25 protein-coding genes and 6 pseudogenes are annotated in these 24,711 nt (G+C 68.2%); 14 read left to right on the forward strand and 17 right to left on the reverse strand.

Features of this window, described 5'->3' with window-relative positions:
• Positions 1-193: 193 nt before the first annotated feature.
• The 3 genes and pseudogenes from ACWD5O_RS30835 to ACWD5O_RS30845 form a co-directional block, all read right to left on the reverse strand.
• Positions 194-520, reverse strand: a pseudogene (locus ACWD5O_RS30835) (transposase family protein); the annotation flags it as partial.
• A gap of 161 nt (positions 521-681) precedes the next feature.
• Complete coding sequence (locus ACWD5O_RS30840; RefSeq protein ID WP_387330922.1) at positions 682-2,115, reverse strand: epoxide hydrolase family protein; 1,434 nt, start codon at positions 2,113-2,115, stop codon at positions 682-684.
• A gap of 43 nt (positions 2,116-2,158) precedes the next feature.
• Positions 2,159-3,172, reverse strand: a complete 1,014-nt coding sequence (locus ACWD5O_RS30845; RefSeq protein WP_354968732.1) for an ArsR/SmtB family transcription factor — start codon at positions 3,170-3,172, stop codon at positions 2,159-2,161.
• 284 nt (positions 3,173-3,456) lie between these two features.
• Here ACWD5O_RS30845 and ACWD5O_RS30850 point away from each other — a divergent pair.
• From ACWD5O_RS30850 to ACWD5O_RS30885, 8 genes and pseudogenes are all read left to right on the forward strand, one after another.
• Positions 3,457-3,576 (forward strand): annotated as a pseudogene (locus ACWD5O_RS30850) (transposase family protein); the annotation flags it as partial.
• A gap of 1,058 nt (positions 3,577-4,634) precedes the next feature.
• Complete coding sequence (locus ACWD5O_RS30855) at positions 4,635-4,949, forward strand: YciI family protein (RefSeq protein ID WP_354968733.1); 315 nt, start codon at positions 4,635-4,637, stop codon at positions 4,947-4,949.
• Between the two features lie 97 nt (positions 4,950-5,046).
• A pseudogene (locus ACWD5O_RS30860) lies at positions 5,047-5,938 on the forward strand (IS3 family transposase).
• A gap of 72 nt (positions 5,939-6,010) precedes the next feature.
• Positions 6,011-6,679: pseudogene (locus ACWD5O_RS30865) on the forward strand (cyclophane-forming radical SAM peptide maturase AmcB); the annotation flags it as partial.
• On the forward strand, positions 6,676-6,858 hold the full coding sequence (amcA, locus tag ACWD5O_RS30870) for a multiple cyclophane-containing RiPP AmcA (protein ID WP_450087502.1): 183 nt from the start codon (positions 6,676-6,678) through the stop codon (positions 6,856-6,858). The pseudogene ACWD5O_RS30865 and the gene amcA, both read left to right, overlap by 4 nt.
• A gap of 71 nt (positions 6,859-6,929) precedes the next feature.
• Positions 6,930-7,592, forward strand: coding sequence for a pentapeptide repeat-containing protein (locus ACWD5O_RS30875; RefSeq protein WP_450087503.1), 663 nt, complete (start codon positions 6,930-6,932; stop codon positions 7,590-7,592).
• Between the two features lie 13 nt (positions 7,593-7,605).
• Positions 7,606-7,758, forward strand: a pseudogene (locus ACWD5O_RS30880) (kinase); the annotation flags it as partial.
• Positions 7,759-7,865: 107 nt separating this feature from the next.
• Complete coding sequence (locus ACWD5O_RS30885) at positions 7,866-8,138, forward strand: GlsB/YeaQ/YmgE family stress response membrane protein (protein WP_354968362.1); 273 nt, start codon at positions 7,866-7,868, stop codon at positions 8,136-8,138.
• 134 nt (positions 8,139-8,272) lie between these two features.
• Here the strand turns inward: ACWD5O_RS30885 and ACWD5O_RS30890 are convergent, their stop codons facing one another.
• The 3 genes and pseudogenes from ACWD5O_RS30890 to ACWD5O_RS30900 form a co-directional block, all read right to left on the reverse strand.
• The gene (locus ACWD5O_RS30890; RefSeq protein WP_354968363.1) at positions 8,273-10,714 is read right to left on the reverse strand and encodes a low temperature requirement protein A; all 2,442 of its coding nucleotides are present in this window, start codon (positions 10,712-10,714) and stop codon (positions 8,273-8,275) included.
• Positions 10,715-10,837: 123 nt separating this feature from the next.
• Positions 10,838-11,159 (reverse strand): annotated as a pseudogene (locus tag ACWD5O_RS30895) (hypothetical protein); the annotation flags it as partial.
• Positions 11,160-11,278: 119 nt separating this feature from the next.
• Positions 11,279-12,289, reverse strand: coding sequence for an ATP-dependent DNA ligase (locus tag ACWD5O_RS30900; RefSeq protein ID WP_450087504.1), 1,011 nt, complete (start codon positions 12,287-12,289; stop codon positions 11,279-11,281).
• Positions 12,290-12,568: 279 nt separating this feature from the next.
• On the opposite strand from ACWD5O_RS30900, the gene ACWD5O_RS30905 reads away from it, so the two are divergent.
• Positions 12,569-13,240 (forward strand): GmrSD restriction endonuclease domain-containing protein, encoded by a 672-nt coding sequence (locus ACWD5O_RS30905; protein WP_450087505.1) that lies wholly within the window; start codon positions 12,569-12,571, stop codon positions 13,238-13,240.
• A 52-nt stretch (positions 13,241-13,292) separates the two neighbouring features.
• On the opposite strand, the gene ACWD5O_RS30910 is transcribed toward ACWD5O_RS30905, so the two are convergent.
• The 4 genes from ACWD5O_RS30910 to ACWD5O_RS30925 form a co-directional block, all read right to left on the reverse strand.
• Complete coding sequence (locus ACWD5O_RS30910; protein WP_450087506.1) at positions 13,293-13,550, reverse strand: hypothetical protein; 258 nt, start codon at positions 13,548-13,550, stop codon at positions 13,293-13,295.
• A gap of 102 nt (positions 13,551-13,652) precedes the next feature.
• Entirely contained in the window at positions 13,653-13,913 is a 261-nt protein-coding gene (locus tag ACWD5O_RS30915) for a hypothetical protein (RefSeq protein ID WP_450087507.1), read from the reverse strand.
• Between the two features lie 363 nt (positions 13,914-14,276).
• Positions 14,277-14,387, reverse strand: coding sequence for a DUF6745 domain-containing protein (locus ACWD5O_RS30920; protein ID WP_354968383.1), 111 nt, complete (start codon positions 14,385-14,387; stop codon positions 14,277-14,279).
• On the reverse strand, positions 14,350-14,817 hold the full coding sequence (locus tag ACWD5O_RS30925; protein WP_450087514.1) for a hypothetical protein: 468 nt from the start codon (positions 14,815-14,817) through the stop codon (positions 14,350-14,352). Before ACWD5O_RS30925 ends, ACWD5O_RS30920 begins: the two co-directional genes overlap by 38 nt.
• A gap of 760 nt (positions 14,818-15,577) precedes the next feature.
• On the opposite strand from ACWD5O_RS30925, the gene ACWD5O_RS30930 reads away from it, so the two are divergent.
• Both ACWD5O_RS30930 and ACWD5O_RS30935 read left to right on the forward strand, forming a co-directional pair.
• Positions 15,578-16,342: a DUF427 domain-containing protein gene (locus tag ACWD5O_RS30930; protein ID WP_450087508.1), complete on the forward strand. Its 765-nt coding sequence runs from the start codon at positions 15,578-15,580 to the stop codon at positions 16,340-16,342.
• A gap of 42 nt (positions 16,343-16,384) precedes the next feature.
• Positions 16,385-16,615, forward strand: a complete 231-nt coding sequence (locus ACWD5O_RS30935; protein ID WP_354968369.1) for a hypothetical protein — start codon at positions 16,385-16,387, stop codon at positions 16,613-16,615.
• Positions 16,616-16,637: 22 nt separating this feature from the next.
• On the opposite strand, the gene msrA is transcribed toward ACWD5O_RS30935, so the two are convergent.
• Complete coding sequence (gene msrA / locus ACWD5O_RS30940; RefSeq protein ID WP_450006670.1) at positions 16,638-17,156, reverse strand: peptide-methionine (S)-S-oxide reductase MsrA; 519 nt, start codon at positions 17,154-17,156, stop codon at positions 16,638-16,640.
• Between the two features lie 36 nt (positions 17,157-17,192).
• Complete coding sequence (locus ACWD5O_RS30945; protein WP_387330556.1) at positions 17,193-17,873, reverse strand: DUF1223 domain-containing protein; 681 nt, start codon at positions 17,871-17,873, stop codon at positions 17,193-17,195.
• Between the two features lie 401 nt (positions 17,874-18,274).
• On the opposite strand from ACWD5O_RS30945, the gene ACWD5O_RS30950 reads away from it, so the two are divergent.
• Positions 18,275-18,472, forward strand: coding sequence for a hypothetical protein (locus ACWD5O_RS30950; RefSeq protein ID WP_354968371.1), 198 nt, complete (start codon positions 18,275-18,277; stop codon positions 18,470-18,472).
• Between the two features lie 17 nt (positions 18,473-18,489).
• On the opposite strand, the gene ACWD5O_RS30955 is transcribed toward ACWD5O_RS30950, so the two are convergent.
• Positions 18,490-18,924, reverse strand: a complete 435-nt coding sequence (locus ACWD5O_RS30955; RefSeq protein WP_354968372.1) for a ChaB family protein — start codon at positions 18,922-18,924, stop codon at positions 18,490-18,492.
• 887 nt (positions 18,925-19,811) lie between these two features.
• Between ACWD5O_RS30955 and ACWD5O_RS30960 the strand changes: the two genes are divergently transcribed.
• The gene (locus tag ACWD5O_RS30960) at positions 19,812-20,387 is read left to right on the forward strand and encodes a hypothetical protein (protein ID WP_450087509.1); all 576 of its coding nucleotides are present in this window, start codon (positions 19,812-19,814) and stop codon (positions 20,385-20,387) included.
• Here ACWD5O_RS30960 and ACWD5O_RS30965 read toward each other — a convergent pair.
• The 4 genes from ACWD5O_RS30965 to ACWD5O_RS30980 form a co-directional block, all read right to left on the reverse strand.
• Positions 20,350-20,715: a sigma-70 family RNA polymerase sigma factor family protein gene (locus tag ACWD5O_RS30965; RefSeq protein ID WP_354968374.1), complete on the reverse strand. Its 366-nt coding sequence runs from the start codon at positions 20,713-20,715 to the stop codon at positions 20,350-20,352. The two genes, ACWD5O_RS30960 and ACWD5O_RS30965, sit on opposite strands and share 38 nt — an antisense overlap.
• Entirely contained in the window at positions 20,699-22,063 is a 1,365-nt protein-coding gene (locus ACWD5O_RS30970; RefSeq protein WP_450087510.1) for an NAD(P)/FAD-dependent oxidoreductase, read from the reverse strand. The genes ACWD5O_RS30965 and ACWD5O_RS30970 overlap by 17 nt, the downstream gene beginning before the upstream one ends.
• 71 nt (positions 22,064-22,134) lie before the next feature.
• Positions 22,135-22,443, reverse strand: coding sequence for a hypothetical protein (locus ACWD5O_RS30975; protein WP_449940775.1), 309 nt, complete (start codon positions 22,441-22,443; stop codon positions 22,135-22,137).
• 99 nt (positions 22,444-22,542) lie between these two features.
• Positions 22,543-23,904, reverse strand: coding sequence for a cytochrome P450 family protein (locus ACWD5O_RS30980; RefSeq protein WP_450087511.1), 1,362 nt, complete (start codon positions 23,902-23,904; stop codon positions 22,543-22,545).
• Positions 23,905-24,430: 526 nt separating this feature from the next.
• Here ACWD5O_RS30980 and ACWD5O_RS30985 point away from each other — a divergent pair.
• Positions 24,431-24,711 (forward strand): twin-arginine translocation signal domain-containing protein (locus ACWD5O_RS30985; protein ID WP_450087512.1); only part of this gene is annotated, 281 nt, incomplete at its 3' end.

Consider the following 24,711-nt stretch of genomic DNA (forward strand, 5'->3'; position numbering starts at 1 on the left):
GTCGCAGCGTGACGGTGTCGACGTGGAAGAAGTCGGTCGCCAGCAGCCCGGCCGCCTGAGCGCGCAGGAACGTCCGCCAACTCGTGTCGACCTCACGCGGGGCAGGGCCGGTCCTCGATCGGGCGAGGATGCGGCGGATGGTGCCGGCGCCGACGCGGTGGCCGAGCCCGACGAGTTCGCCTTGGATGCGCCGGGCGTCGTGGCGCGCCCACGGCACCGCCGCGACCACGATGCCGTGCTCGGGGCAGGCCACCCGCGGCGCGTCGGCCTCGATCACCGCCCGCACCGGACCCAGATCCAGCGCCCGCCATCGCCGACGTCCCCGGCCGGCGTCATAGCCGACGCAGCGGCGCCCGCACCGCCCGCAGCGACGCCGTGCCCCCTTCGACGGCCTGGCGTGCACCACGACCAGCATCACCTCGGCACCGTCCTCGTCGAGGTGTTCCTCCTGCTCAACCCGCTCTACCACGGTGGTCTTACCCACCCCGAGGAGACCCTGCCATAGACTTGCAGGACGCACGCCGTTTCCCGATCTTCAGACTTCGGACCTCAGAGACCCGAAACCCTAGACCGGGAACGGCGTGCGCGCGTTTCAGCAGGTCAACCCGCCCACACATCGGTGCGAAGAGCCACAAAACCGCAGTTCACAACCCGTGCGACCAGTTATGGCACGGCACAGGGTCAACGGACCAAGCGAGCGAACCTCCGCAGCTCCTCGGTAAGAATTTCTGGTTGTTCAAACGCGGCGAAATGGCCACCACGGGGGACCGTGTTGAAGTAGATGAGCTTGGACTTGTAGACGCGTTCGGCCCAGATTCTCGGAGTTGGGATGATCTCGCGGGGAAAGACCGTGAATCCGACCGGGACCTTGAAGTCGTCGGCTGTGCCAGCGGCCCGCGCGTCCTCCCAATAGATTCGCGCCGAGGAGGCCGCGGTGCCGGGCAGCCAGTACAGCATGATGTCGTCGAGCATCCGGTCGACGCCGAGGACCCGTTCGGGATTGCCGTCGCTGTCGGTCCACTCCATGAACTTCTCGTAGATCCACGCCGCCTGCCCCACCGGGGAGTCGGTCAACGCATACCCCAGTGTCTGGGGGCGCGTGGACTGCTCGTAGATGAAGCCGGCGCCGTCGTTGAAGAACCGCTGCAGCTTGTCCAGCGCCTCCTGCTCCTGCGCCGTGGGCGGGTCGCTGACCGGGGGCTGGAATACGGGGAAGAAGTTGAGGTGGATCCCGGCGAGTCCGGCGGGCCCGAGCTTGGCGAGTTCGTGCGTCACGGAGCCGCCCAGGTCGCCGCCCTGAGCGAGCCAGCGACGGTAGCCGAGACGGGACATGAGCTCCGCCCAGGCTCCCGCGATGCGCTGGATGTTCCACCCGGACGTGGCCGGCTTGTCGGAGAATCCGAAGCCCGGTAGGGACGGCACCACGACATGGAACGCGTCCGCGGCGCTCCCGCCGAACGCCGTGGGATCGGTCAACGGCCCGATCACGTCGAGGAACTCCACCACCGAACCCGGCCAGCCATGGGTCAACACCACCGGTACGGCGTTGGCGTGCCGGGAACGTACGTGCAGAAAATGGATTCCCATCCCGTCGATCTGGGTGCGGAACTGGCCGAACCCGTTCAGCCGCGCCTCGACCTGACGCCAGTCATACCGCGTCCGCCAGTGCTCGACCAGGTCGCGTACCCGCTCCAGCGGCACGCCCTGGGACCCGTCGGGAACGGTTTCCCGCTCCGGCAACCGGGCCGCCGCCAACCGCCGCTGCAGATCGCGCAGCGTGGCGTCCGACACCGACAGCCGGAACGGTGTCACGTCCGTTGTGGCCGCCGGCAACGTCACCCCGGGCTCGGCAAACGCCGGCGATGTCCTTGTTACCGCCAACCCAAGCGGGCCTGCGACGGCGCCGACCGTGACGGCCGCCCGCAAGGCCCCGCGACGAGTCAGGCCACAAGTGTCTTCGTTCCGCACGATTCCTGCCTTCCTGGTCCGAATGATCGACGACAATCGACGCTTGCGGTGGTGGTCGTGATGAACGCCCGGTTGCGATTCAACCGGGCACCGTAGCGCGTCGAATGCGTGCGTCCGCTCACCGTCGCAGGCCTCCTGGGAGGTCACCAACGATTCGATGGCGCTGGAATCCAGCGTCGCCGTCGGTACCTCACGCGGGATCCGGACAGCCCCGCTCGAACCCCGAACCACTAGCCCCGAGCAGTCCGCTGGCCAGCGGCGTGTGCCGGTACAACACCCGGCGCCCGGAACGCCACGACGTCACCAAGCCATTGCGGCGCAGCACCGACAGGTGGAAGCTGACCGACGGCGCGCTTTGACCGAGCTCACGGGCGAGGTCGGTGGTCGACTTCGGCAGCGCCAGACAGCTGAGGATCGCCGCGCGGCTGTGACCCAGCAGCGCACCCAGCGCGTCGTCGGCGTAGTCGGCGTCTCGGGAGTCGCCTCCCCACAACGTGCCGACTCCTCGGCAGGCATAGATGAGGCTCGCGGGTCGATCGGGGCCCTTGTCCACCATCAGGTTCGGCCACGCGAACACCGACGGCACCAGCACGAGCCCGTCACCGGCCAGGTCATGGTCCACCGAGTGCCGGGGCTTGTCGATCCGCAGGATCTCACCCCGCACGCTGACCTCCGGGTGCAAGCTCGACAACAGCGCATCGACACCACCGCCGGTCAGCCGGCCAGCCCGATACGCGACGTCATCCTCCAGCACCGCGCGTAGCTCCCGCCAATGCGGCTCGATCGCCACCGACCAGTACCGCCACAGCGCGTCGGCTAACCGCCGAGCACCAGCCGCCCCTTCGGCAGCCAACGTCCGCGCCGGCGCGGGCATCGGCTCCCGACCCCACACCGCCGCCAGGTCGGCACGGATTCCCGCCACGGGCGACTCGGCAACCAACCGCAGCTGGTCGTCGATGGTGCCGGCGTCGGTGGCCGCCACGAACAGGAAATCCGCCACGTACGCGCTCGCAGGCACAACCGCGCCCAGCAGCCCCATGTCCAGACCACGCAGGCCGTCCCGCGTCGCCTCCAACCAGCCCTGGTGCAGCGGCGACACCCGCCCCGACGACAACTGGTACAGGCTCTCAATCACCTCGGCGAGAGGCGAGAACGCAAACCGCATCCTCGCCACATCAGCCAGACCCATCCGGAGCCGGATCACCCCGCCATCCTAGGTTCGCGGACGCTGAACCTTCGCCCTTGACCCTCGGCGTCAGGCCGACACCCGCCCACGGGCCCCTCCCCGGCCCGATGGTCGGGAGTGTCAAATTTTCGGCTCTGGCACGAAGAAGCGTGGCGTGGTGGTTTGGGTTGGTGGGTCGTGATACTGTAGGATGGGGCCGGTGTGTATCGGACCTGATCAAGACGGTGTGTCCCGACCTATCCTCCATAGTGGTTGATCAGGTAGTTGATCAGGGTCAGGTGGTGTGCATCCAGGCCCGGACGATGGCGGAAGCGGCGGCCTGCCCGGAGTGCGGGCAGCCAGCACGGCGGGTGCACGCTTACCATCTGCGGCGGTTGGCCGATTTCCCGATCGCAGGCCGCGGCGTGATCGTCGAACTGCGCGTGCGGCGTATGTCAGACCCACGGCTGCCCGCGGCGGACCTTCCGGGAACAGTGGCCCGAGATGGCGTCGCGGCGTACCCGGCAGTTGACCGCGTTGATCGCGGACATCGCGGTAGTGCTGGCTGGTCGCGCTGGCGAGGCGGTGCTGTCCCGGTTGGGGGTCAGCGTCTCGCGCACCACGGTGCTGCGGTTGCTGATGGCACTGCCGATCCCCTCGGAGCCGGTTCCGGCGGTGCTGAGCGTGGACGACTTCGCGCTACGGCGCGGGCACCGTTACGCGACCCTGCTAATCGATGCGGTCACCCACCGCCGGGTCGACGTACTGCCCGGCTGCAGGGCCGCCACCCTGGCCGCGTGGTTGCGAGAGCATCCCGGGGCCGAGATGGTTCGCCGGGACGGATCAGCCGCCGAGTGCTCCGACAGACGTGTCGCGCATCCTGGTTGTGGGCGAGGTCAGCCCATCCGCCGAGTCGTGGATGGTCGCCGCGATGGGCGAGGGTGTCGTCGCTTAGGTCAGCTGCACCACGGCGGCGGCAAGGCGGTCGAGGCTGGCGCGGTCCTACGGCTGCGAGGGCGTCGTACCGTCGATGTCCTCGAACGCGAGGACCGTCCAGTGGCCGTCATCGAGGGTTTTGAGGAACCGGGGCGCGGGGACCTGCGCCGGCAGAGCCGCGGCCACCAGGGCTTCAGTCCGGTATGTGCCGGCCTCCAGGGGCCACCTCTGGGCGTTCATTGCCTTGACAAAGACGCGGCGCCCGTTGCTCAGGGTCAGGCCGGGACGCGAATCCGGGCGAGAAGCCGCCAGGGCAGCTCTGGGCCCGGATGACGTGAGCACCAATCAACTCCTCGACGGCCGCACCTGCGGATGCTGGCATGCCGGCCCAGAGCAGTCGGCGCTTGCTGATCATCGTGGCAGTCTCCGGGTGGGGGTGGTCGCGTAATTACTGTCGATGGTCGAGGCTCGAACATGCTCAACTGCCGCGAGTGGTGGCGCCAGACGGGCCGCTGCGCTGACCAGCTGACAACAAAAGTGTGGGACCGCGTGGTAGGACGAGGCCATGTATCTCGTTCGCCTGTCGCACGCCGGCCCGCATTGGGATCTTGCGAGGCCGATGGAAGAACAGACCGGCTGGCTCGCGCACGCGTCGTACATGGACCTGCTAGTCGACGAAGGGATCGTCGTTCTGGGCGGTCCGCTCGACGACGTACGCGTGGTGCTGGCTATGGAGGCGGAGTCCGAGGAGGCCGTCCGGGCGGTACTCGGCCGGGATCCGTGGAGCGGCACCCACCTGCGGATCGACAGGATCGACCCGTGGACGATCCGCCTGGACGGCCGCCATACCAGGGCTGACCGGTCGAACATCGGTTCGTAGCCGTGAACCGCGCACGGCCCCGTAAACGCCGACCGCGTGGGCGAGGCTGAACCGCCCCGGGGCTGGTAGAGACCTCTTTGCTTGAGAGGATCTGACCATGCCGAAGCAGTACCCGAGAGACCTGCGGGAGCGGGCGGTGCGTCTGGTGCTGGAGCACCGGGGCGACTACGCAACCGAGTGGGAGGCGATCGGGTCGATCGCCTCCAAGCTGGGGATCGGGTCGGCCGAGACGCTGCGTAAGTGGGTGCGCCAGGCCGAGGTCGACGCCGGGCGGCGCGCCGGGGTCACCAGCGATGAGTCGGCGGAGCTGCGCCGGTTGAAGCGGGAGAACGCCGAGCTGCGCCGGGCGAATGAGATCTTGAAGGCCGCGTCGGCTTTCTTCGCGGCCGAGCTCGACCGGCCACACACACGCTCGTGAGTTTCATCGACGAGCACAAGGCCCGCTTCGGCGGAGTCGAGCCGATCTGCCGTGCCCTGACCGGGCATGGGACGAAGATCGCGGCCTCCACGTACTACAAGGCCAAGGCGATACCGCCGTCGGCGCGGGCCGTTGACGACGCACGGCTGCTCGAGCGGATCCGCCGGGTGCACGCGGACAACTACGGCGTCTACGGCGCCCGCAAGGTATGGCGGCAGCTGCGCCGCGATGGCGTTGACGTGGCCCGGTGCACCGTCGAGCGGCTGATGCGCGACGCGGGCTTGCGCGGGGTCGTACGCGGGAAGAAGATCCGTACCACGATCACCGATCCCGGTCACGAACGCGCCAGCGACCTGGTCGCTCGGGACTTCACCGCCGCGGCGCCGAACCGCTGAAACCGCGACGGCCTTGGCGCAGCCTCGCCCAGGTCGAGCTGGCCACCGCCGAATGGGTCGACTGGTACAACCACCACCGCCTGCACTCCGCGATCGGACACCGCCCGCCCGCCGAACACGAATCGATGTTCTACGCTCACCACCAGCCCGACCAGCCGGAACTGGTCACAGTCTGAGGACTCCACCAGACCCGGGGCGGTTCAGCCCGGTACTGCGCGAGCTTCGTGTCACAGGCCGTGATGGTGGCCCGGGCTGCGCGGACCTTGGCCGAGGCCGGTCTGCAGTATTCGGTGATCTGTGTCGTCACGCCGGAGACCATCGGGCACGCCGACACTCTCGTCGATTTCTTCACTGACCTGCCGGGCTGTCAGTCGGTGGGCTTCAACATCGAGGAACAGGAAGGCGCCGACCGTGCCCCGGTGACCGAGGTGTCCGCGTACCGGTTCTGGCTCCGCCTCGTTCAACGCCGTGTCAACGGCAGCCCCTTACGGATCCGTGACCTGGACCGGCTGGCCGACTACCTCGCCGCCACCCGTGCCGGGCGGGTCGATCACGCCCCATACGAGCCGATCCCCACCGTCTCCTGGGTCGGCCAGGTGGTGCTGCTGTCACCGGAGCTGCTCGGCATCACCGAGCCACGCTACGGCGACTTCATCACCGGCAACGTGCTCCGTCAGCCGATCACCGCCATGATCGCTCGCGCCGGCGACCTGCGCTACGTCACCGAATTCGTCACTGCCCTCAACGGCTGCGCCGACCACTGCACCTTCTACGACTTCTGCCGTGGCGCCCAAGCCGGGAACCGCTACTTCGAGCACGCGACGTTCACCGCCCGCGAGACCACCTATTGCCGCACCACCCGACAAGCCCTCGTCCGCGCCACTGCGGACCACCTCACCCCTGAAGGAGGACCATGACCAGCGCACTGGCCACCCTCGTCAACGCCGCACCGGAACAGCTCGCCCGCCTCGGCGTCGACCCGGAGCGATCGGTAGCGTCGATCGACGCAGCGAAGTTCGACAACCGCCCTGCGTGGGCCAACAAGGGCAAATTCGACAGCCGGCCCGGCTGGGACAACTGGAACAAGAAGAAGTAACCGCTGTAGGAGAGAACGACCGGATGCGCGGGGTGGCGTGCCCACCCCGCGCCCACACAGGTTGAGGACACATGCGCACCACGACAGTCGGCGACGTGAAGATCCTGCTACCGGACCTTGACCCGGAGGACCTCGACCGCGTGACTGACTTGGCCGATGGCCTCACCGAGGCTTTCGTCGAGGGCGCGTCGTGGCGCGGTGTGCAGCTGGAGGATCACCGCATCCGCAGCAGCTTGATCACCGGTGGCGACCTCAGCGAGAGCACCTGGGAAGCAGGGAGCCTCTACGGCTGCGAAATCACCCGCACCGACTTCTCCGGCGCGGCCCTGACCGGCGTAACCATCGAACGGTGCGCCATCATCGGCTCACGGTTCACCGGTGCCAGGCTCACCGACGTACGCCTCAAGGACATTCTGTTCGACGGCTGCCGCTTCGACTACGCCACCTTCCAGCGCGTCACCGCCGTCGGCTCGGTCGCCTTCACCGATTGCACCCTCACCCACGGCACCTGGTCCACCTGCCGTCTGCCGGGAATCGCGCTGCGATCCTGCGACCTCGCCGGTCTGGAGCTGGGCTCCTGCCACCTCGACGGCGCCGACCTGCGAGGCAGCCGGCTCCGCGGGCTCAAGACGCCACTCGACAACCTGTCCGGCGTCACCCTCGCCGAGGGTCAGCTTCCTGACCTCACCGAGTTGGCCGTCGCCGCCTTGGGCCTGACCGTACGCAACGACTGACTTCAGGGGCAGCATGGCCGCTGACGCCGTCCCGACCGGCATCCCGGAAACGATTCTCGTCTGCATTCGAGGCAACTCAGGCTCGGGTAAGAGCAGCATCGCCCGTGTGGTGCGACGTCGACATGGTCGGGGCTGTGCGCTGGTCGGGCAGGACTACCAGCGGCGCGCCGCCCGTGCCTCTGTCGGAGCGCGCTGCAGACCTCCGAAGGTTTTGCTCCACGTGGGCTGGGCAATGATCGGGCCGACGACGACCCCTCTGGAGACACGACCCTCGTGGAAGCCACGGGCTTCTTCAGGGCCATCATCACCGGTCCTTTCATCTGCGCGCTGGGCCGGCTGGTCGTACCGGGCATGCAGAACATCCCGATCTGGCTGACTTTGCTCATCGGCGTGGTCACCGCGATCCTGGGCACCCTCGTCGCCGGAGTCCTCTGCGTCGACGACACCTGCGGTATCGACTGGATCGAGCTGAACCTCCAGGTCGCCTTCGCCGCCATCGGCGTCGCGATCGCCGCTGGCGCCTACGGCCGTCGGCGCGTCCGCTGACCTTCACATCACCGCGCCGGCTCGTCCGCTGGGGAGGGTCGGCACCATGGTGTGCGCGTACCGCCAGCCGCGTTCGCACCGTGCGCGGGGGGACGACCAGGGCAACAGGGACAGGGCCTGTCTCACATGCCACGTCATGGCCTGTCGCTGAGTACCGTGTCCAGTGGCGGGGTGGCCGAACGCCCGAGCACGTGAGCGGCGAGCAGCGCCAATGTGAGCGCGACCAACGCCCACAATATTGGCATTAGTATCGTCACCGGCGACAGCGCGGCGACTACCAGACTCAGTGCCCGCCGGCGACCCACTGGGCGGCGGGCGCGTCGCCATATGAGGTGATCGGCGAGTAGGTAGACAATGATTCCGCACACCAGTGTGGCCTGCCCCATCATCACCGCGGCACCTGAATGCTGCGTCGGATGCGGCAAGGTCGTGCGCAGCCCGAAGGCGACCAGCACGAGGCCGACGACGAGGAACAGGTGAAGGTACGCGTAGGCATCTCGGGCCAGGGCGCCGCGTTGGCGGCTGGTGGCGAGTTCGGCGAATCGTTGGCCGATGACGACGTCGGTGCCCACGTAGGTCCACCACAACGCGAAGAGCAGTCCGGCGGTGAGTGCGACGGCGCCGAGGCTGCCAATCGAGATGGGCGGATCGCCGATGGCTGTTCCGGTGGAGATGACCGCTTGGCCGAGCGCGATGAGGATTATCAGGTTGTAGCGACCCATCCATCGACTGACGGAATGCAACCACCAGTTTCGGGATCGGATGAGGTAGCCGCCGCCCACGTCAATGAGAATGGCGGCGGCCCAGCAGAATGTGGTGAACGGGGTGAGCGGATCACCAGTGGCCTGGGCGGGCACCACCGCGCAGAGCAGCAGGACTATTCCCACCCCGGTCGGTCCGGCCGCCCTGACAACGGGGGCGCGAAGGGTGGTGTCGCGCCGGACCGCCAGCCAGAACGACACCAGATGCAGGAGGCGCACCGCCGCATACGAGGTGACGACGATCAGCGGCCCGGGCAGCCCTGCGGATACATAGCTGAACGTCTGTGGCGTGGCGATACCCAGCATCAGGATTAGGGCCACGGCGGCGAGGACGACCAGCCGCAGCAGGTTTCCCGCGCTGCGGATCGTCGTGGTGAACCAGGTGTAGTTGACCCAGGACCACCACAGCAGCGCCAGGACAGCTAGTCCCTGAAGCACTCCGATCATCGAAGGGTGCCGGGTCATCAGCACGGTGACTTGGATGAACGCATACACGAAGACCAGATCCAGGAATAGTTCCTCCGGGGTGGCATCGACCTCCTGACCGGCCGTTACCGCGATAGCGCGGTGTAGTTGGCGGTGGCGCCGTCGCAGCAGCGTCACATGGGCGAGCACCACGCAGACTAGGGCGCCGGCGAGGAGCGCGAGGGATCCCGGAGCTGTCAGGTGACGGGCAGGCGCGACCAGCAGCGCGACGAGGACAAGGCCGAGTACCGGACCGCGGCCGACCCGTCGGACGATGCGCCATTCGAACGCCACCAGCCCTAGTAGGTACAGGACCACACCACCGTAAAGAGATGCCAGGTCGGTCACATCCCACCGTTCGAGGTGGCCGACCGGGCCTGCGCTCAGCGCCTTCTTGAGCCCGAACGCGACCAGGATGAGCCCACCGATCATCGGCAGGTGCAAAAGTGAGTAGGCGTCGCGGGCGAGGCGGGACCGCGCGTGATGTGAGGTGGACTGCAATACCTGCTCACCGCTGGGTGCTGCGATGTCGAAGTAGGCCCACCACAGGAACGCCACGACGACAAGACCGAGCACCGACCCGCCGAGCACGGACCAGGTGATCGGATGGTTGCCGGTGAGGCCGCGACTCGTGCCGATCGAGATGATCGTCTCGCCTAAGGCGATGAGCATGATCAGGTTGTGTCGCTCCGCCCAGTGTCGCACCGATGTCAGCTGCCAACTACCGGTACCTGGCGCGCGCAGGCCCGCGTAGTCGATGACGATCGCGACCGCGAAGAGCAGAAGTTGAAGCGCTTCCGCATTCCGGCCCGGTGGTAGGTGGTGGGGCAGCAGGACCGCGCACAGCAGCAGTGGGGCGCTGCCGGCCAGCGGGAGCCACGCGCGCCTGGCTGGAGCGGACGACTTTGCCGAGCCTCGTTGCTCGCGAGAGATGATCAATAGGGACCCGACGCGAGCCGCCAAGAAGCCGACGACGAAAACGAGGGGTCCGGATAGCCCGCCCGGCTGGTCAACGAAGACCTCCGGGATGGCGACGGCGGCGAGCAAAATCGCGGTGGCCGCCGCGAATATGGTGACCGGCAGGCTGCCCCGGTCAAGCCTCACCAGGTTTCCCACCCAGGCGTAGCCGATCCAACTGCGCCAGAGCAGCAGCACCACCAACCCTCCCTGAAGCAGCGCGTCCAGAGCTGGGCGTTCCGACATGAGCTGGGTGACGTTGATGAAGGCGTAGACGAATACCAGATCCAGAAAGAGCTCCGGGCGCGTCACCCCGCCATGCGTCGCGGCCTTGATCCGCCCAGCCGACGGGAATGCGCCGCGCGACGCCACTTCCCCATCGCCGCCACCCACCCGACTACTGTGTCAACGATTGACATCAGGGGCACATAAATCGATGAGCCACAGGATGTTCCAGTAGGTCCTGACCGCGCACCCCTTCAGACAAGATAGAGCCGTCAGTCATGCGGCATCGCGTCACCGTCCCCCTTCGCAACACGCGTCAGTGCAGCCCGCCTCGCACCCGCAGCTGCCGTCGGCCTCGCCGCTGCCGGCAAGTACGACGCAGTCCGCGCACTGCTCACCGCGCCACGCCTCACAGCCTTCGGATCGCGATCCCCGCGATGATCCGACCGGGTTCGCCCAGGACCAGTCGAGCCAGGCGTTGAGGACGAGGCGGACGAGCACGATCGCCGACAGGTACGTGCACAGCAGGGTTTGGGAGGAGTCGCCAATCACGGTGGCCGAGCCGAGGGCGCGGCCGGTGCGGCGTTTTGCCCATCAGCACCGGCATCACAACCCCGGTCAGATGACCGAGCGGAGCGCCGCGATCATCAGACACGCCAGGCTTGGGAGGGTCCGACTGCTACAGCTGACGTCCCGCCCCGGACGGGGTGCGGGCACCGTCAAAGCTGGCAATCAGCCGGGCGGTACGTCGGCGGCGGTGAGATCGAGTCGGGGGCGTAGGTAGCGGACGTGGTGTCGCCACCGGTGGTGTTCGTAGGCGGTGTCGACGTCTATTTCCGCGACGATGGTGGGTGTAACGGGCCTGTAGGGGAGTGGTTGGGGTCGGTCGAGTTGTCCGGTCCACGCGGCGGGGAGGGGTTGCGGCCAGGGGTGTGCCCCCGTCGGGTCGAGGGGCGTGAGCAGGGCGGCCAGTTCGGCGCGTTGTGCCGGTCGTAGGGGGTTGGTGCGGCCGGTGTAGCGCAGTCGTCCGTGCTGGTCGCAGCGGCCGAGCAGGAGGGTCTCGGGGTTGTCGGTGCTGGGGGTGACGCCGCCGATGATCGCTTCGGTGGTGCGGTAGGCCCGGACTTTCTGCCAGCCACGGCGGCCCGGCTCGTAGCGCCCGTCGAGGCGTTTGATCACGACGCCCTCGATGCCCGCGGCTGTCCAGGTGGTCAACCATTCGGCGGCCTGGTCGAGGTCGGTGGTCTGTGGTGACAGGGTGAGTTGGGCGGGTGCGTCGGCGAGTAGCTGTGTGAGCAGGGCACGTCGCTCGTGCAGGGGCCGGTCCAATAGTGGTCGGCCCGGTGGGGCGCTGAGCAGGTCGAAGACGACATAGTGCGCGGGGTGGCGTCGGGCGATGTCCGGAAGCTGGCCGCCGGCGGTGACTCGTCGCTGCAGGTGGGCGAAGTTGGTTCGTTCGCCTTCCCACACCACCAGTTCGCCGTCGAGGACGGCACCCGGCTCGACGGCTTCGGTGACAGCTCGGGTGATGTCGGGAAAGTAGGTGGTGACGTCCCGGCCGGCTCTGGACTGCAGGTACACGCCGTCGGGCCGGCGGAAGGCCAGCGCCCGCCAGCCGTCCCACTTCGGCTCGTAGGCCAGATCCGATGCCTCAGGGACAGCGTCGACGGCATTCGCCAGCATCGGCGTGAGCGGCGGACGCAGCCCCTCGGTGGTGCCGACACGCCGGCGGGCCGGAGTCACCGCAGGACCGACCGACGACATCGAACTCGAATTTCGCCCACCTCCTCTCTCATGGTTGAGGGGCGTACGGGGGTGGCGCTGGAAGATGCCGAACGGTCGATGGCGGTATGCGGAATGAAAGGCGGACGAGGTCCCGCTGGGTCCCCCCAGCTCGTGTCCGCACGCCAGTGAAGTGCTTCGAAGTTTTGTCGCCGCTTCCTCACCCCTTTCCAAACATGCCTTTCGATGGACATGATCGTCAGAGACGGTTGCCGTCCACCCAGCGCCCAGGAGGCCCCCATGCGTGTAACCCAAGTCTCAGCCCGTTTTCGCGTCACGCGCCACGCCGCCGCAGTCGTCCTCGCCACCCTCGCCGGCGCCGGTCTGGCCGGCGTCAGCGCGCAACCCGCGTCGGCCACACCTCCCGGGATCCCGTCGAAGGCCACGGCCCAGTCGCAGCTCAACGCCCTGACCGTGGCAGCGCAGGGCTCCACCAGCGGCTACTCACGGGACCTGTTCCCGCACTGGATCACCATCAGTGGCAGCTGCAACACCCGCGAGCAGGTCCTCAAGCGCGACGGCACCTCCGTCGTCGTCAATAGCTCCTGCGCGGCCACCTCCGGCCGCTGGAACAGCCCCTACGACGGCGCAACCTGGACAGCCGCCTCCGACGTCGACATCGACCACGTCGTGCCCCTCGCGGAGGCGTGGCGCTCCGGCGCCAACTCCTGGACGACCAGCCGCCGGCAGAGCTTCGCCAACGACCTCACCCGCCCGCAACTGATCGCGGTGACGGACAACGTCAACCAGTCCAAGGGCGACCAGGACCCCTCCACCTGGCAGCCGTCCCTGTCGTCATACCGGTGCACCTACAGCAAGATGTGGATCACCGTGAAATACAACTGGAGCCTCACCCTGCAGTCATCGGAGAAGTCAGCCCTGCAGAGCATGCTCAACACCTGCAGCTCCTGACACAGCCCCTCGACCGCCGGGGCGTCCTCTGCGGGACGCCCCGCCGGCCGGACTATGCCTGCTGTGGCGAAGACGGTGCGCCGTCGCCAGCCTGCTTGCGCCACTGGCCGCCCGCGTCGACGGCCAGGAGGCGCTTGACCATCGCCAGAGCATCCGCCTCCGTGTCGAACTCCCAGCGCAGCACCCGACCGTTCTCGCTGTCGCCAGCGCGAGCGACGACCTTCCACCGGACCTCACGGGTCAGCCACACATCCCGGCGGCCCAAGCGCCCCCAGATGCCGTTCCACCAGCGTCCCGCCACGTCCTCCACCAGCGCATCGTACAAGTGTTCGATCATCGGTGGGTGTGGGGTGGCGAGTTCGCCAAGCTGAGCCTTCGTGCGGCGGTAGGCGTTCGAAGGCCGCCCTTCACCTTATTGCCCGCCCTCGATGAGGTCACTGGCCGTGGGGAGGGGCCCGTCGTACCGGAATGTCGGCGGGTCCCCCTGGCCCTCGCGGTCGCAACGGAGATAGCGGTGCTGCACAGGCGGACTGGGATGCTCACGTGCGCCGAGGTAGGCGCCGGCCTGCAGCAGGAGAATGGCCTGCGGAAGGGACCCGTCCTCGTCGACCTCGATGGGGGTGATGCGGCCATCGGCGGGCCCGCCGAGCAGCCAGGCCTCCACCGCGGGCATCAGTGCTTCACCATCGGCCCAGCGGCCGCCAGCAGCCCGGCGACTGCCGCGATGACAGCGGCCGCCGCGCCGACGAGGCCAGTGACGGCGGCGAGGTAATCGAGTGGCGCCGGCGTATCCGTGCGGCGCGTTCGGCCGTGCCCGCCCCTGGTCATGGCTGCTCTCTAGCCCTTCAACGGATCGATGGGACGTGGCGTCGTCCCTCCGGGTTACTTCAGCAGGGCGCGGCTGGCGGCATCAAGCGTCGCGGCGTCATCTGTGGATAACTCAGGTGCTCGTGGATGAAGGAACGATCATGGCGGGTTTCTGGGTCATGCGTCCGTTGGTGCCGATTCGCGGCGTGGTGTGCCGGTGAGGGTCCCTTTACGCGCCCGCACTTTGGTGACCGTCGGGCCATTGGATGGCTGGTCCGTCGTCGGCGTGCAGGCGGCCCCGGTCATCGAGTTTGAGCAGGTATGGTCGTTCGCTCATCAGAGCGGTGTTTGGGAAGGGCCACCAGGGTCCGGAAGTGAGCGCGACATCGCGGCATCCCTTGCCAGGCGGGATCGGGGGCGGCCCCGAGGGCGGTGCGATAGGTGTCGATCGCGGCAAGGACGATGAGGTCGGGGTAGTAGCACGAGGCGGCGTCGGAGAATCGATCGTCGAGGTTGGGCGTGCTGTAGCGGACGACAGCGCGGGCCTCGTCGTCTTGGCGGACGACTCCGTGGTCGTCGTCCCAGCACCACGCCAGCTGGATCGCGTAGCGGGCGGTGATCGAGCGGTCGAGCGCCGCCCGCATCGGGCTCAGGGCGTGCTGGTACGTCTGATAAACGGCGCCGAGCACCGGCTGCAGCGCCGATCGCTCGGACGGCAGAACGGGCGGGCATCGGTAGGCATGCTCCATCAGGTCATAGCGCTCATCCATGCCGTCATAGCGCTGCTCGCCGTACTACCCCTCCCACTCGAAGAAGGTCGGGTGGCCGATGAAGCGCAGCGGACTGTGGGCGCGAGCGTGCCCGATGTGCGGATGGTGGTGCCGGCAGGGTGGGGGCCGCCACGCGGTGCCATCGGGTTCACCGGACCGGGCGGCACTCGCCGCCGCCCGGGGAGTCCTGGTCACCGCCGGCTGCGGATCCCGGAATCGTGGCTGCGCCGGCGCGCCGGCCGCCAAAACCCCTGCATCTTCCTCGGCAAGCACCTGCGCTTTCCGCCGCCGCCCTGGCTGCCATCGTCGCCAGCGCCGCTGAACCTCCAACAGGCCGGCGCCCCACCCGCCGAGGCTCTCGCCCACCGGCGTAGCCGCGACTTGCCCAACTCCCCAAGTGGAGCGTCGATCGATTCCGCACCACCATCGAACCGATCGGAGTAACCCCAGGCCACCTTTGTAGGTGCGTCTCCGCGCCTGTCCCACGGCTAGGACGATGAGGTGTAGGCCGCACTCTCATCATGAAGGCTCATTCGACTCAGCCGGACACGACCCGGGCACCCGAGCGGCATTGCGTCGATAGCCCAGGCCGTGAACGCTGACCGTGAGCCTCCGGCCGAGCGTTGCCATATGGGTAGACGCTGACGCTGTACGAACTCGTGCAGGTTGGCGCCTCACCGAATCGGCGAGACACCCAAGCCCTCCCGATCGTTGAGCCAATACCCCCCCGAACCGGGCTGTTGCTGAACTGGAGGACAGGGTGCCGGACTATCCGAAGGCGATCGGCCCGGACGACGGCGTTGAGCCGGTGCCCCGCCGGATCCGCGCCTACCTCGCCGGCGAACTGGTGCTGGACACCAAGCGGGCGCAGTACGTGTGGGAGAGGCCCTTCTACCCCCAGTACTACATCCCGGCCGCCGACGTGAACCGGAGCCTCCTGGTCGACGAGCACCGCACGGAGCGGGTCCGGTGTGGGACCGGGCGGGTGCATGGGCTGCGGGTCGGCGAGACGACTCGTCCTTCGTCCGCTCGGTGGTACGGAGACGACGCGCTGCCCGGGTTGGCCGACACCGTCCGGTTCGAGTGGGCCGCCATGGACAGCTGGTTCGAGGAGGACGAGGAGGTCTTCGTGCACCCCCGGAATCCGTATGCCCGGGTGGACGCAATGCGGTCCACCCGACGCGTACGGGTGGAACTCGACGGGGTCGTACTGGCCGAATCGGCGTCGCCGGTGCTGGTCTTCGAGACCGGTCTGCCGACCCGCTACTACCTCAACCGGACCGAGGTGGCCTTCGGGCACCTCGTGCCGTCAGAGACGACGACCTCCTGCCCGTACAAGGGCCGGACCAGCCGCTACTGGTCCGTGCGCGTCGACGGCACGGTCCACCCGGACCTGGCCTGGTCGTACAGCTTCCCCACAAGCGCGCTCCTGCCGATCGCCGGGCTGATCGCCTTCTACAACGAGAAGGTCGACCTGATCATCGACGGGGAGCGATTCACCCGGCCGAAGACGCACTTCTCCTGATCGTCAACGGCGGCTGAACTTGAACCCCAGGCGACGCGACGGGTGAAAATTGACCCCCTCGTGCGGGTCGGTAGTAGCGGTCTCAACGTCGACGTCCGCGAGCAGCTCAGCTTGGTGGCGGTCGAGTCGCTCTGGGACTCCAGCCCCGTCGAGCCGGGCGTGGTCTGGGCTACTGACGATGACGAGTTCGCCAAGATCCTCAGCGAGTGGACGCGAGCCGTGCCCTACTTGAGGAAGACCGATACGTACATCGCTCCTGGTACCTGGGAGTAAGCCGGCCGCACGACCGGGGCCACTACGCGGCGTTCCCCCCTCGGCGGGGCAGCTTCCAGTCCGGCCGAACGAAGTGGCAGGTGTATCCGCCGGGGTTCCGCTCCAGGTAGTCCTGGTGTTCCGGCTCGGCCTCCCAAAACGGGCCGGCAGGACTAACTTCGGTGACCACCTTGCCCGGCCACAGGCCCGACGCGTCGACGTCGGCAATCGTGTCCTCCGCGACCTGCCGCTGCTGGTCGTCCTTGTAGAAGATGGCTGACCGGTAGCTGACTCCCACGTCGTTGCCCTGGCGATCCTTCGTGGTCGGGTCGTGAACCTGGAAGAAGAACTCAAGGATGTCCCGGTAGGACACCTCGGCAGGGTCGAAGGCGATCTCGATCGCCTCGGCATGGGAACCATGGTTGTAGTACGTCGCGTTCGGCACATCCCCGCCCGTATATCCCACCCTGGTGGCGAGCACGCCAGGGCGTTTCCGGATAAGGTCCTGCATCCCCCAAAAACAACCGCCGGCCAGAACCGCCATCTCAGTCGTGTCAGCCATCGCTTCGCCCTCCCATCCGGGCTCTCGAAAGCAAGGTCACCTCCGTCGTCGCGCCGCCACATCGACGGACGCAGCCCCGACAATGGCCTTGTCGCCGTCGTTCTGGACATAGCCGACCACCGAGGCCTTTCGAGGATCGAGAGTTGGCGGCATCTCGAGGTCGACCCGCCCGCGCTCCACGTTCATTGGAATCGACGTGAAGGCGCGCACCACGCCGTCCTGCCGAAGCCGCCGCCCGGCGTTCTCGCCTCGGGGTACCTCGTTCTCCAAGCCACGTTCCACGACCGCCACGTTGAACGCCGCCGGCTGTGGCAGTCGCCCGGCCTGGTACTCCACCACGACCCGGCGTCCATCGCTCGTGCCCTCGGGAGCATCCTGCAAGGACAGCGCGAGCGGCGTGGTATCCGCCGCCTCCGAAAGGGCGGAGCTGATCGCAGACGAAGCCTGCCGGCGGTCGGATCCGACGAACTCAACGACGCCGTTGACGATCATCTGGGGGGTGTACAGCCCCCGGGAGCCGAGCGCCCGCGCGTACGCCTCCTGACGCAGGGTGTGCGCCTCGGCGCCGAACGGGTCGGCCCAGCCCAGGTGGTCCCAGTAGTCGACGTGGAACCCGAGCGCGTAGACAGGCTCGCCCCGATCCCGGGCGTCGCGGTCGATCTCGGACAACACGTCCTCGGCCGGAGGGCAACTGTTGCAGCCCTGGGAGGTGAACATCTCCACGACTGCGAAGCCGCCGCGGCCCGGCGGCCCGGCGCTACCAGACCCGGTGCCCCGTGTGTCCGTCATGGCGCATCCTCCTCGGTCAGTCCCGCTGGCGGCCCTGACCTTCCCGTTCCGGCGACCACCATGCGGAGGCACGAGGATCAAGACCCTCCTCAAACTCTTAAAAAGCGGCACCGTTCTCACGTGTGGCCGCCGCGCTCATCGGTCAAAGCGGACGTCGCCCTCGGCAGCATCGTCATGGAGATCGATCTCGCGCTACGGATGGCGTTCTTCCGCGACAGCCGGTGCATCTCCCTCCGCCACGAGATTCTTGACATCGCCGACGCTGCCGCAGCGTCGACAGCAGTCGCCTCGCCGACGCCCTCGACACCGGGCAGGCCCGGGGCACGATGATGCGGGACTACCAGCGGCACCGCGACGACGTGCGGGGCAGTCCCCACCTGTTCTTCGCCGGCGGACACCAGGTTCACAACCCGGGCATCACGATGCACTGGGAAGGCGAGCCCGGTGCCGGCTTCCCCGTCGTGGACGTTGACGACCCGTCGGTCTTCGCCGAGCTCGTCGCCCGTGCCGCAACCACCGTCACCTGATCCGGCATCTTTCGGCGCTACCGCTTCCGGGCCCGCGCGGTGGCCCGGGCGTTGGCCTTCTCGATCGCGCCGACCTCGTCGCCCTTGTTCAGGTTCTCCGGGTCGTCGATGCCGACCCGGTGTGCGACGTCGTCGAGGTGTTCCTTGCTGGCGTTCGCGTCGACCCCCTGGGCGGTGTCCCGCCGTCCACGCGCCGACTCTGGCGTCCCCTGCTCGGCCTGCGGGTCCGATGGGCCCTTGTGCTCCTTGGGCTCCCAGTGGTCCCCGACCTTTTCATGGGTGTGCTTCAGGGAGGCGAACGCGGTGCGGTGGGCGCGCTCGCCGTCGCCGTAGGACTCCTCCGCCGACTCAAGCGTCTTCTTGTAGGTCCGTACCGCCTTGTCGTCGGAGCGGGCGATGGTCGACGGCACGTCGTCGCGCATCTGCTCGGCCTGCTCGTGCTTGTCGGGCATGACAACGCCTCTCTCCTGGTGATGCCGGCGGAACGGAACGCCCGGCGCGGCAGCCGCCCCGCAGGAACTCATGCCCTCCCCAGGTGGGCAACAAGGTGCATGCCCGCCTCGTGTAGAGGGAAACACCCGATCGAAAGGCGGCGGCCCGAGCAGGGCGTCGAGCGTCTGGACGACGTCAAGGAGGTCCGGATGGAGTCCGAGGGCCACTTCAGCGTCATCACCCGCGACGCCGGCAAGCTCCCGGGACGAGGTGCTAGCTGACGCCGTTTGCGCCCCCCGTCGCCGGGAAGGCGACGGGGGACCAGTGGCGCGCGGAGCCGCCCGCGCCATCGCACACACGGGGAGGCCGACATAGTGACCGGGAACGGCTGCACGATCTTCGCCAGCAGGCCCACGACGCGGGCATCGAGGGCAACTCCAAGATGACTGAGGAGCAGCTGCGCGACGCGCTGCGCAAGGTCGGCAAGGGCGAGCGGCCCCAGATGGCCAAGCACGAGACCAAGCGGTAAGCGCACGAGCGGTGCCGGCACCCTGACGGGTGCGCAGTCCAGGTTCGTCCGTACGCATTTGGTCAGCTCGGCGACCATGTCCTCGCTGAGAGGCAGGCGTCCGCGCACGCGGTGCAGGCCTGGGCGCAGTCGTTGAGGGCGTCGATCGCCGCCGCCAGCTTCGCGCGGTCCATGTTGATCGACTTCGGGTACATCTACCGCATCAGCATCTGGTGCTCGGCATCAGGGAATCCTCTCTCATGGTTCCCCGATCCCTACCCGAAGGCACCGACACACACCGCCGGACACGGCGGTATGACGGGGACGGCAGCGGGTACCGGTTGCACATGCCGAGTCGATCCGAAGCACTCGGACCGGCGTGACCCCCGGGGCAGAACCATGACCGACCAAGCGCCTCGCGAGGAGGGGGCGCGCCTGGCACGGCAGGAGAAGGAGGACGACCGGCTCAACGGTCTCGCCCGTCGGCTGGACAAGCCGATGGGCGTACTCGGCATCCTGTTCTTGCTGCTGGTGCTCGGCCAAGCCGTCACCCGCGACCAGCCACTCACCGGCGTGCTGACCGCCGCCAGCTGGGCGCTGTGGGCGGCCTTCGTCGCCGAGTTCGCGCTGCGTGCCTGGCTGGCCCGCCGCCGCGCCCGCGAGTTCTGGAAGCGCAACTGGTGGCAGGCGATCTTCCTCGCCGTACCCTTCCTGCGGTTCGCCCGCGCCGCCAACGCGCTGCGGGCCGCGCCCGGCACCGGCGTGGTCGCCGCCGCCGTCCGCGGCTCCCGATCGGCGGGCCGGCTGCTGCCCGACCGGCTGGCCTGGCTCGCCGTGGTCACCGTGGCGATCATCCTTGCCGCCGGGCAACTCCTAGTCGTCACCGGCTCCTACCCGACGTACGGGAAGGCCCTGCACGGTGCGACCCTGACCACGATCAACGGCGGTGCCAGCCGCTCAGCTTGGCCGGGTTGAGCACAATCCAGAGGACGGCGACCCTGGCGTCGGCCGTCTTGATGCCGACCACCGCGATAGCCTGGCCGGAGCGGCGCAGGGCCAGCCCGGCACGGCCGTTGACGGCCTCGATGGTCAGCTCGGCGTCCGGTTGCCCGGACAGCAGGACCGCGGCCATCTGGGCAACGTCTTCCGCGCCGTGAATGGGGCTCATTGCGGCGGGCAGCAGCCCGCCGCCGTCGCACACCGCGATCGCGTCAGCGTCCAGGGCCGCCCCGAGCGCGGCGATGTCTCCTAGCCGGCAGGCCTCGGCGAACCTGCGCACGACATCGTCATGCCGATTGAACATGCTGGGACCGGATAGGCGGGTGCGCGGGTGGCTCCACCGGGTCGTCGCCGGTGACGAACGCGCGGCGGGGATCCTGCACCGAGGCCAGCGAGACGATGTCGCGGCCGAACACCACGGCGGTCAGCCAAACCGCCAGCACCCGGGTCTTCCGTTCCCAGCTCGGTACGGCGAGGACGTGGTACCCCCGGTGCATCAGCCAGGCCGGCAGCCCCTTGATAACGATGCCCCGGTACTGGAAGATGCCCCGACCGAGGCCCAGCGTGGCGACGGTGCCGAGGCTGTGATGCACGTACTGCTTCGGCTTTCGCCCGCGGAGGGTGGCCACGATGTTCCTCGCCAGAAGCTTTCCCTGCCGCACGGCGTGCTGGGCGTTCGGCACCGTCACGTCGCCGGGCCGGCTCACGGCAAGGTCCGGAATCGCCGCGTCGTCGCCGGCACCCCAGGCGTCCGGCACCGGTTCGCTCTCGGTGCCGACCCGCAGGTCGGCTCGTACGATCAGCATCCCGCGCCCGTCGATGGGCAGATCGGTGTGGCTGCGCACCATCGGATTGGCGGCGTTGCCGACGGTCCACACGATCAGATCGGAGTCGAACTCCTCTCCGGTCGACAGCACCACGTGACCGTCGCGCGCGGAGATCAATTGGGCATTGAGGTGTATGCGTGCGCCGCGCTTCTCCAGCGACCGCACTACCCATTGCCCGGGTCCGTCGGAGACCTCGGGAAGGATCCGGTCCCGGGCCTCCACCAGGTGGAACTGCAGCTCGGCAGGGTTCAGCTCGGGGTACGCCCGCATCAGCGATGTCGCCAGGGACAGCAGCTCACCGAAGCCCTCGACGCCGGAGAACCCACCGCCCACGAACGTCACGGTGAGCAGCCGCCGGCGCAGCGGCCCCGGCTCGAGCGTCGAGGCCCGGTCGAAGGCGGTCAGCAGCCGATCCCGGATCGCCACCGCTTCCTCGACGTGCTTCATGCCGATCGCCTGCTCCGCTACGCCGGGAATGGCCAGCTTGCGGGTCACCGCGCCGGCGGTGACGACGATGATGTCGTAGCCGAGCGCGAACTCCGGACCCTCGGCCGGCTGCACAGTAGCCGTCCGGTGTGCATGGTCGACCGCGACGACCGTACCCGAAATGAGCGTGGCCCGGCGTAGGTGCCGGCGCAGCGACACCGCGGCGTGTCGCGCCTCGACCGATCCGGCCAGCACCTCGGGGAGAAACGGCTGATACGTCATGTACGGGCGCGGATCGACCACGACGACCCGTGCCTCGTCCCGCCGAAGCTTCTTCTCCAGCTTCCAGGCCGTGTAGAAGCCGGCGTAGCCGCCGCCGGCCACCAGAATCGTTCGCACGGTGTCCTCTGTTTCTCTCGCAGTCGACACCTATATGACCAGGTAGCGCGCTGGTTTGTGACGTCGGCGGATCAGGCCAGTCCGGACACCGCTGCGGTCTCCTCGGGGTTCATCATCCACAGTACGTGATCGAGGCCCTCGGTCGAGGCGCTGACCGTGAGCACGGCGGCCAAGGTGCCGTCGCGCCGCAGCACGGCGGAGGTCTGGCCGTTCGTGTTCGCCCACCCCACGTCGAGGCCGTCCCAGAACCAGGTGATCGCGTTCAGGAACTTGGCCACGCGCACCACTCCCACCAGCGGCCGGCGGGCGACGCCCAACGCGCCGTTGCCGTCGGACAGGCTGGTCACGTTCCCCGCGAAGAGCCGCTCCAGCGCTGTCATGTCGCCCGAGCGGGCGGCCGCGATGAACGTGGTCAGCAGCTCCCGTTGTGCGGTGGTGTTCGCTGGTGTGCGCGGGACGGCGTGACCGAGCGTCCCGCTTCAAACCTGCAGCGGCAGTCCGTCGTGATGTAGACGAAAGCCGTCAAGAACAGCGGGATCGACCGCGAGACGCAGGTTAGGAAGCTGTTGCGCGATTCGTTCGAACATGATCCGGCTCTCCAGCCGGGCCAGGTGGGCGCCGAGGCAGAAGTGGATCCCGTGCCCGAAGGCGATGTGCTTGCGAACGTCGGTGCGGTGGATGTCGAACACGTGCGGCCGGTCGAACACTGTGGGGTCACGGTTGGCTCCCCACAACGACAGTCCCACGCGGTCGAACGCAGGGATCCGCCCACCAGCTATCTCGACGTCCTCGAGGGCAAATCGCGGTGGCACGATCTCGACCGGGCCCCGGAACCGGAGTGTCTCCTCGACCACCGCTGCCGCCAGCAGCGGATCGTCCCGCAGTGCCTGCCATTGGTCGGGATGGGTGAGCAGGAGTCGAATGCCGTTGCTGATCAGGTCGACGGTTGTCTCCTGGCCGGCGATGAGCAGCAGCTGCACCAGCGCCACCAGTTCGTCCCGGTCGAGTCGGTCGCCCTGTTCCTCGTGGGCCACCAGTTGCGATATCAGGTCATCGGCGGGGACGGCCCGCCGCCGGGCCGCCAGCTCGTCGAGGTATGCCGCGAATGCCAGCGTGGCGGCCGAGCTGTCGATGCTGGCCGACACGATCGCCGCCGACCAGGCGCGGAACTGTGGCCGGTCCGGTTCCGGAATGCCGACCAGCTCGGCGATGACGTTGACCGGCACCGGGTCGGCAAGGTCGGCGATCCCGTCGATCCGTCCCTGCTGGCGCGCCCGCGCGACCAGCCGGTCGGCGAGTTGGCTGATCCACGGCTCCAACCGGGCCACTGCCCGTGCCGTGAAGCCGCCGCTGACCAGCCCTCGCAGGCGGGTGTGGTCGGGCGGATCAAGGCTGATGAGCTGGCGGGCCTCGATCCTCGCTACCTCCGACAGTTCGTGCCGGGCGGGTTGCCTACCGCCGGGGCAACGCCGGTGAACCTCGTGTCCGATCGCCGGGTGACGCAGCCCTTCCAGCACATCGGCATGTCCGGCGATCATCCAGAACCGGTTGCCTGCGGGATCGATCTGAAGGACCGGCTTGCCAGTGGCTCGCACCCGGTCGTAGAACCTGTGCGGGTCACGGCGCACCACCGGATCCCACAACTCCGAGACGCCGAACTCGGTGGCCACGTCGCCTCCATCAGCGGGAAGTGCACTGTGTGCTCCGGTCGCCTTGCGCATCCTGTCGGATGGCGCACGTTTGGTCACCACGTCGTGTGTCTGGCTTCGGAGCGGACGGCTGACGGCCGACCAGCCAGGCCTGTTGAGCGCTAACATAAAGATGTTTCCGGCACGTGTCAATCGAGAGTTTTTGCTTGCCCGACGGCACTGTCGACCTTAGAGTTAGCGCTCACATTGGTTGGTGATCAAGGCCCCCCGCCGCTGACTCAGCGCCTTCCGTGGGCCGCCGCGGGCACCGGCGTCTGTGGGCCAGCACAACGGTTTGTGGAGGAGCTTCGATGAGATAGCGCCAACCCATCGACGAGCCTTGTCACGGCTTGGAGGGCGGAACGCGCCGAGCACCGCGGCGTCCCTCCTTGCAGTCGCCGGGCTCGCGCCGCACGCATGACACCTGCACACGAGACGGACCGCCACGGGGGCCAACCGTCGACAACTCCCTGAGCGACTACCCCAACACGCCCAGCGGCATCCCGCCCGCTACTGGCCGACCGCTGTCATCCGGGCCCATCATTCGCTCGGTCATCGCTACCTCCGTCCGGCATGACAGCTGACCACCCCGGCCGAGGCCAATCCATCAAGCGGATCGACCGCGAGCAAGAGGCTGGCCGAGCGGTCAGTACCGACCGACATGTGAGGACGATTCCAAGTGACCCAACCCGACAAGCGCCCCATCAGTCGGCGCAAAGTTCTTCAGGCATCAGCCATCGGTGTGGCCGCGGCGGCCACCGCAGGCGCGTTGCCAGCGACAGCCGCCGAGGCGGCACCAGCCGTCGAGGCGGCAGCAGGCCTGAGCGCGCTCGCCGCGACCCCGGCCGATCTCGGCCCCGGCGCTACCGCCCCGGTCAGGCCGTTCCAGCTGCGGGAGGTGAAGCTGGGCGACGGACTGCTCCAGGAGAAGCGCGACCGCATGAAGGCCTGGCTCCGGCA

The organism is Micromonospora sp. NPDC005161 (assembly GCF_053599855.1).

Bases quoted from the DNA above. Each gene is read 5' to 3' on its own strand.
- ACWD5O_RS30855 (WP_354968733.1), top strand. From the start codon at position 4,635: ATGTATCTCGTTCGCCTGTCGCACGCCGGCCCGCATTGGGATCTTGCG.
- amcA (WP_450087502.1), top strand. From the start codon at position 6,676: ATGACCAGCGCACTGGCCACCCTCGTCAACGCCGCACCGGAACAGCTC.
- ACWD5O_RS30875 (WP_450087503.1), top strand. From the start codon at position 6,930: ATGCGCACCACGACAGTCGGCGACGTGAAGATCCTGCTACCGGACCTT.
- ACWD5O_RS30905 (WP_450087505.1), top strand. From the start codon at position 12,569: ATGCGTGTAACCCAAGTCTCAGCCCGTTTTCGCGTCACGCGCCACGCC.
- ACWD5O_RS30915 (WP_450087507.1), bottom strand. From the start codon at position 13,913: ATGCCCGCGGTGGAGGCCTGGCTGCTCGGCGGGCCCGCCGATGGCCGC.
- ACWD5O_RS30925 (WP_450087514.1), bottom strand. From the start codon at position 14,817: ATGGATGAGCGCTATGACCTGATGGAGCATGCCTACCGATGCCCGCCC.
- msrA (WP_450006670.1), bottom strand. From the start codon at position 17,156: ATGGCTGACACGACTGAGATGGCGGTTCTGGCCGGCGGTTGTTTTTGG.
- ACWD5O_RS30945 (WP_387330556.1), bottom strand. From the start codon at position 17,873: ATGTTCACCTCCCAGGGCTGCAACAGTTGCCCTCCGGCCGAGGACGTG.
- ACWD5O_RS30950 (WP_354968371.1), top strand. From the start codon at position 18,275: ATGCGGGACTACCAGCGGCACCGCGACGACGTGCGGGGCAGTCCCCAC.
- ACWD5O_RS30955 (WP_354968372.1), bottom strand. From the start codon at position 18,924: ATGCCCGACAAGCACGAGCAGGCCGAGCAGATGCGCGACGACGTGCCG.
- ACWD5O_RS30960 (WP_450087509.1), top strand. From the start codon at position 19,812: ATGACCGACCAAGCGCCTCGCGAGGAGGGGGCGCGCCTGGCACGGCAG.
- ACWD5O_RS30965 (WP_354968374.1), bottom strand. From the start codon at position 20,715: ATGTTCAATCGGCATGACGATGTCGTGCGCAGGTTCGCCGAGGCCTGC.
- ACWD5O_RS30975 (WP_449940775.1), bottom strand. From the start codon at position 22,443: ATGACAGCGCTGGAGCGGCTCTTCGCGGGGAACGTGACCAGCCTGTCC.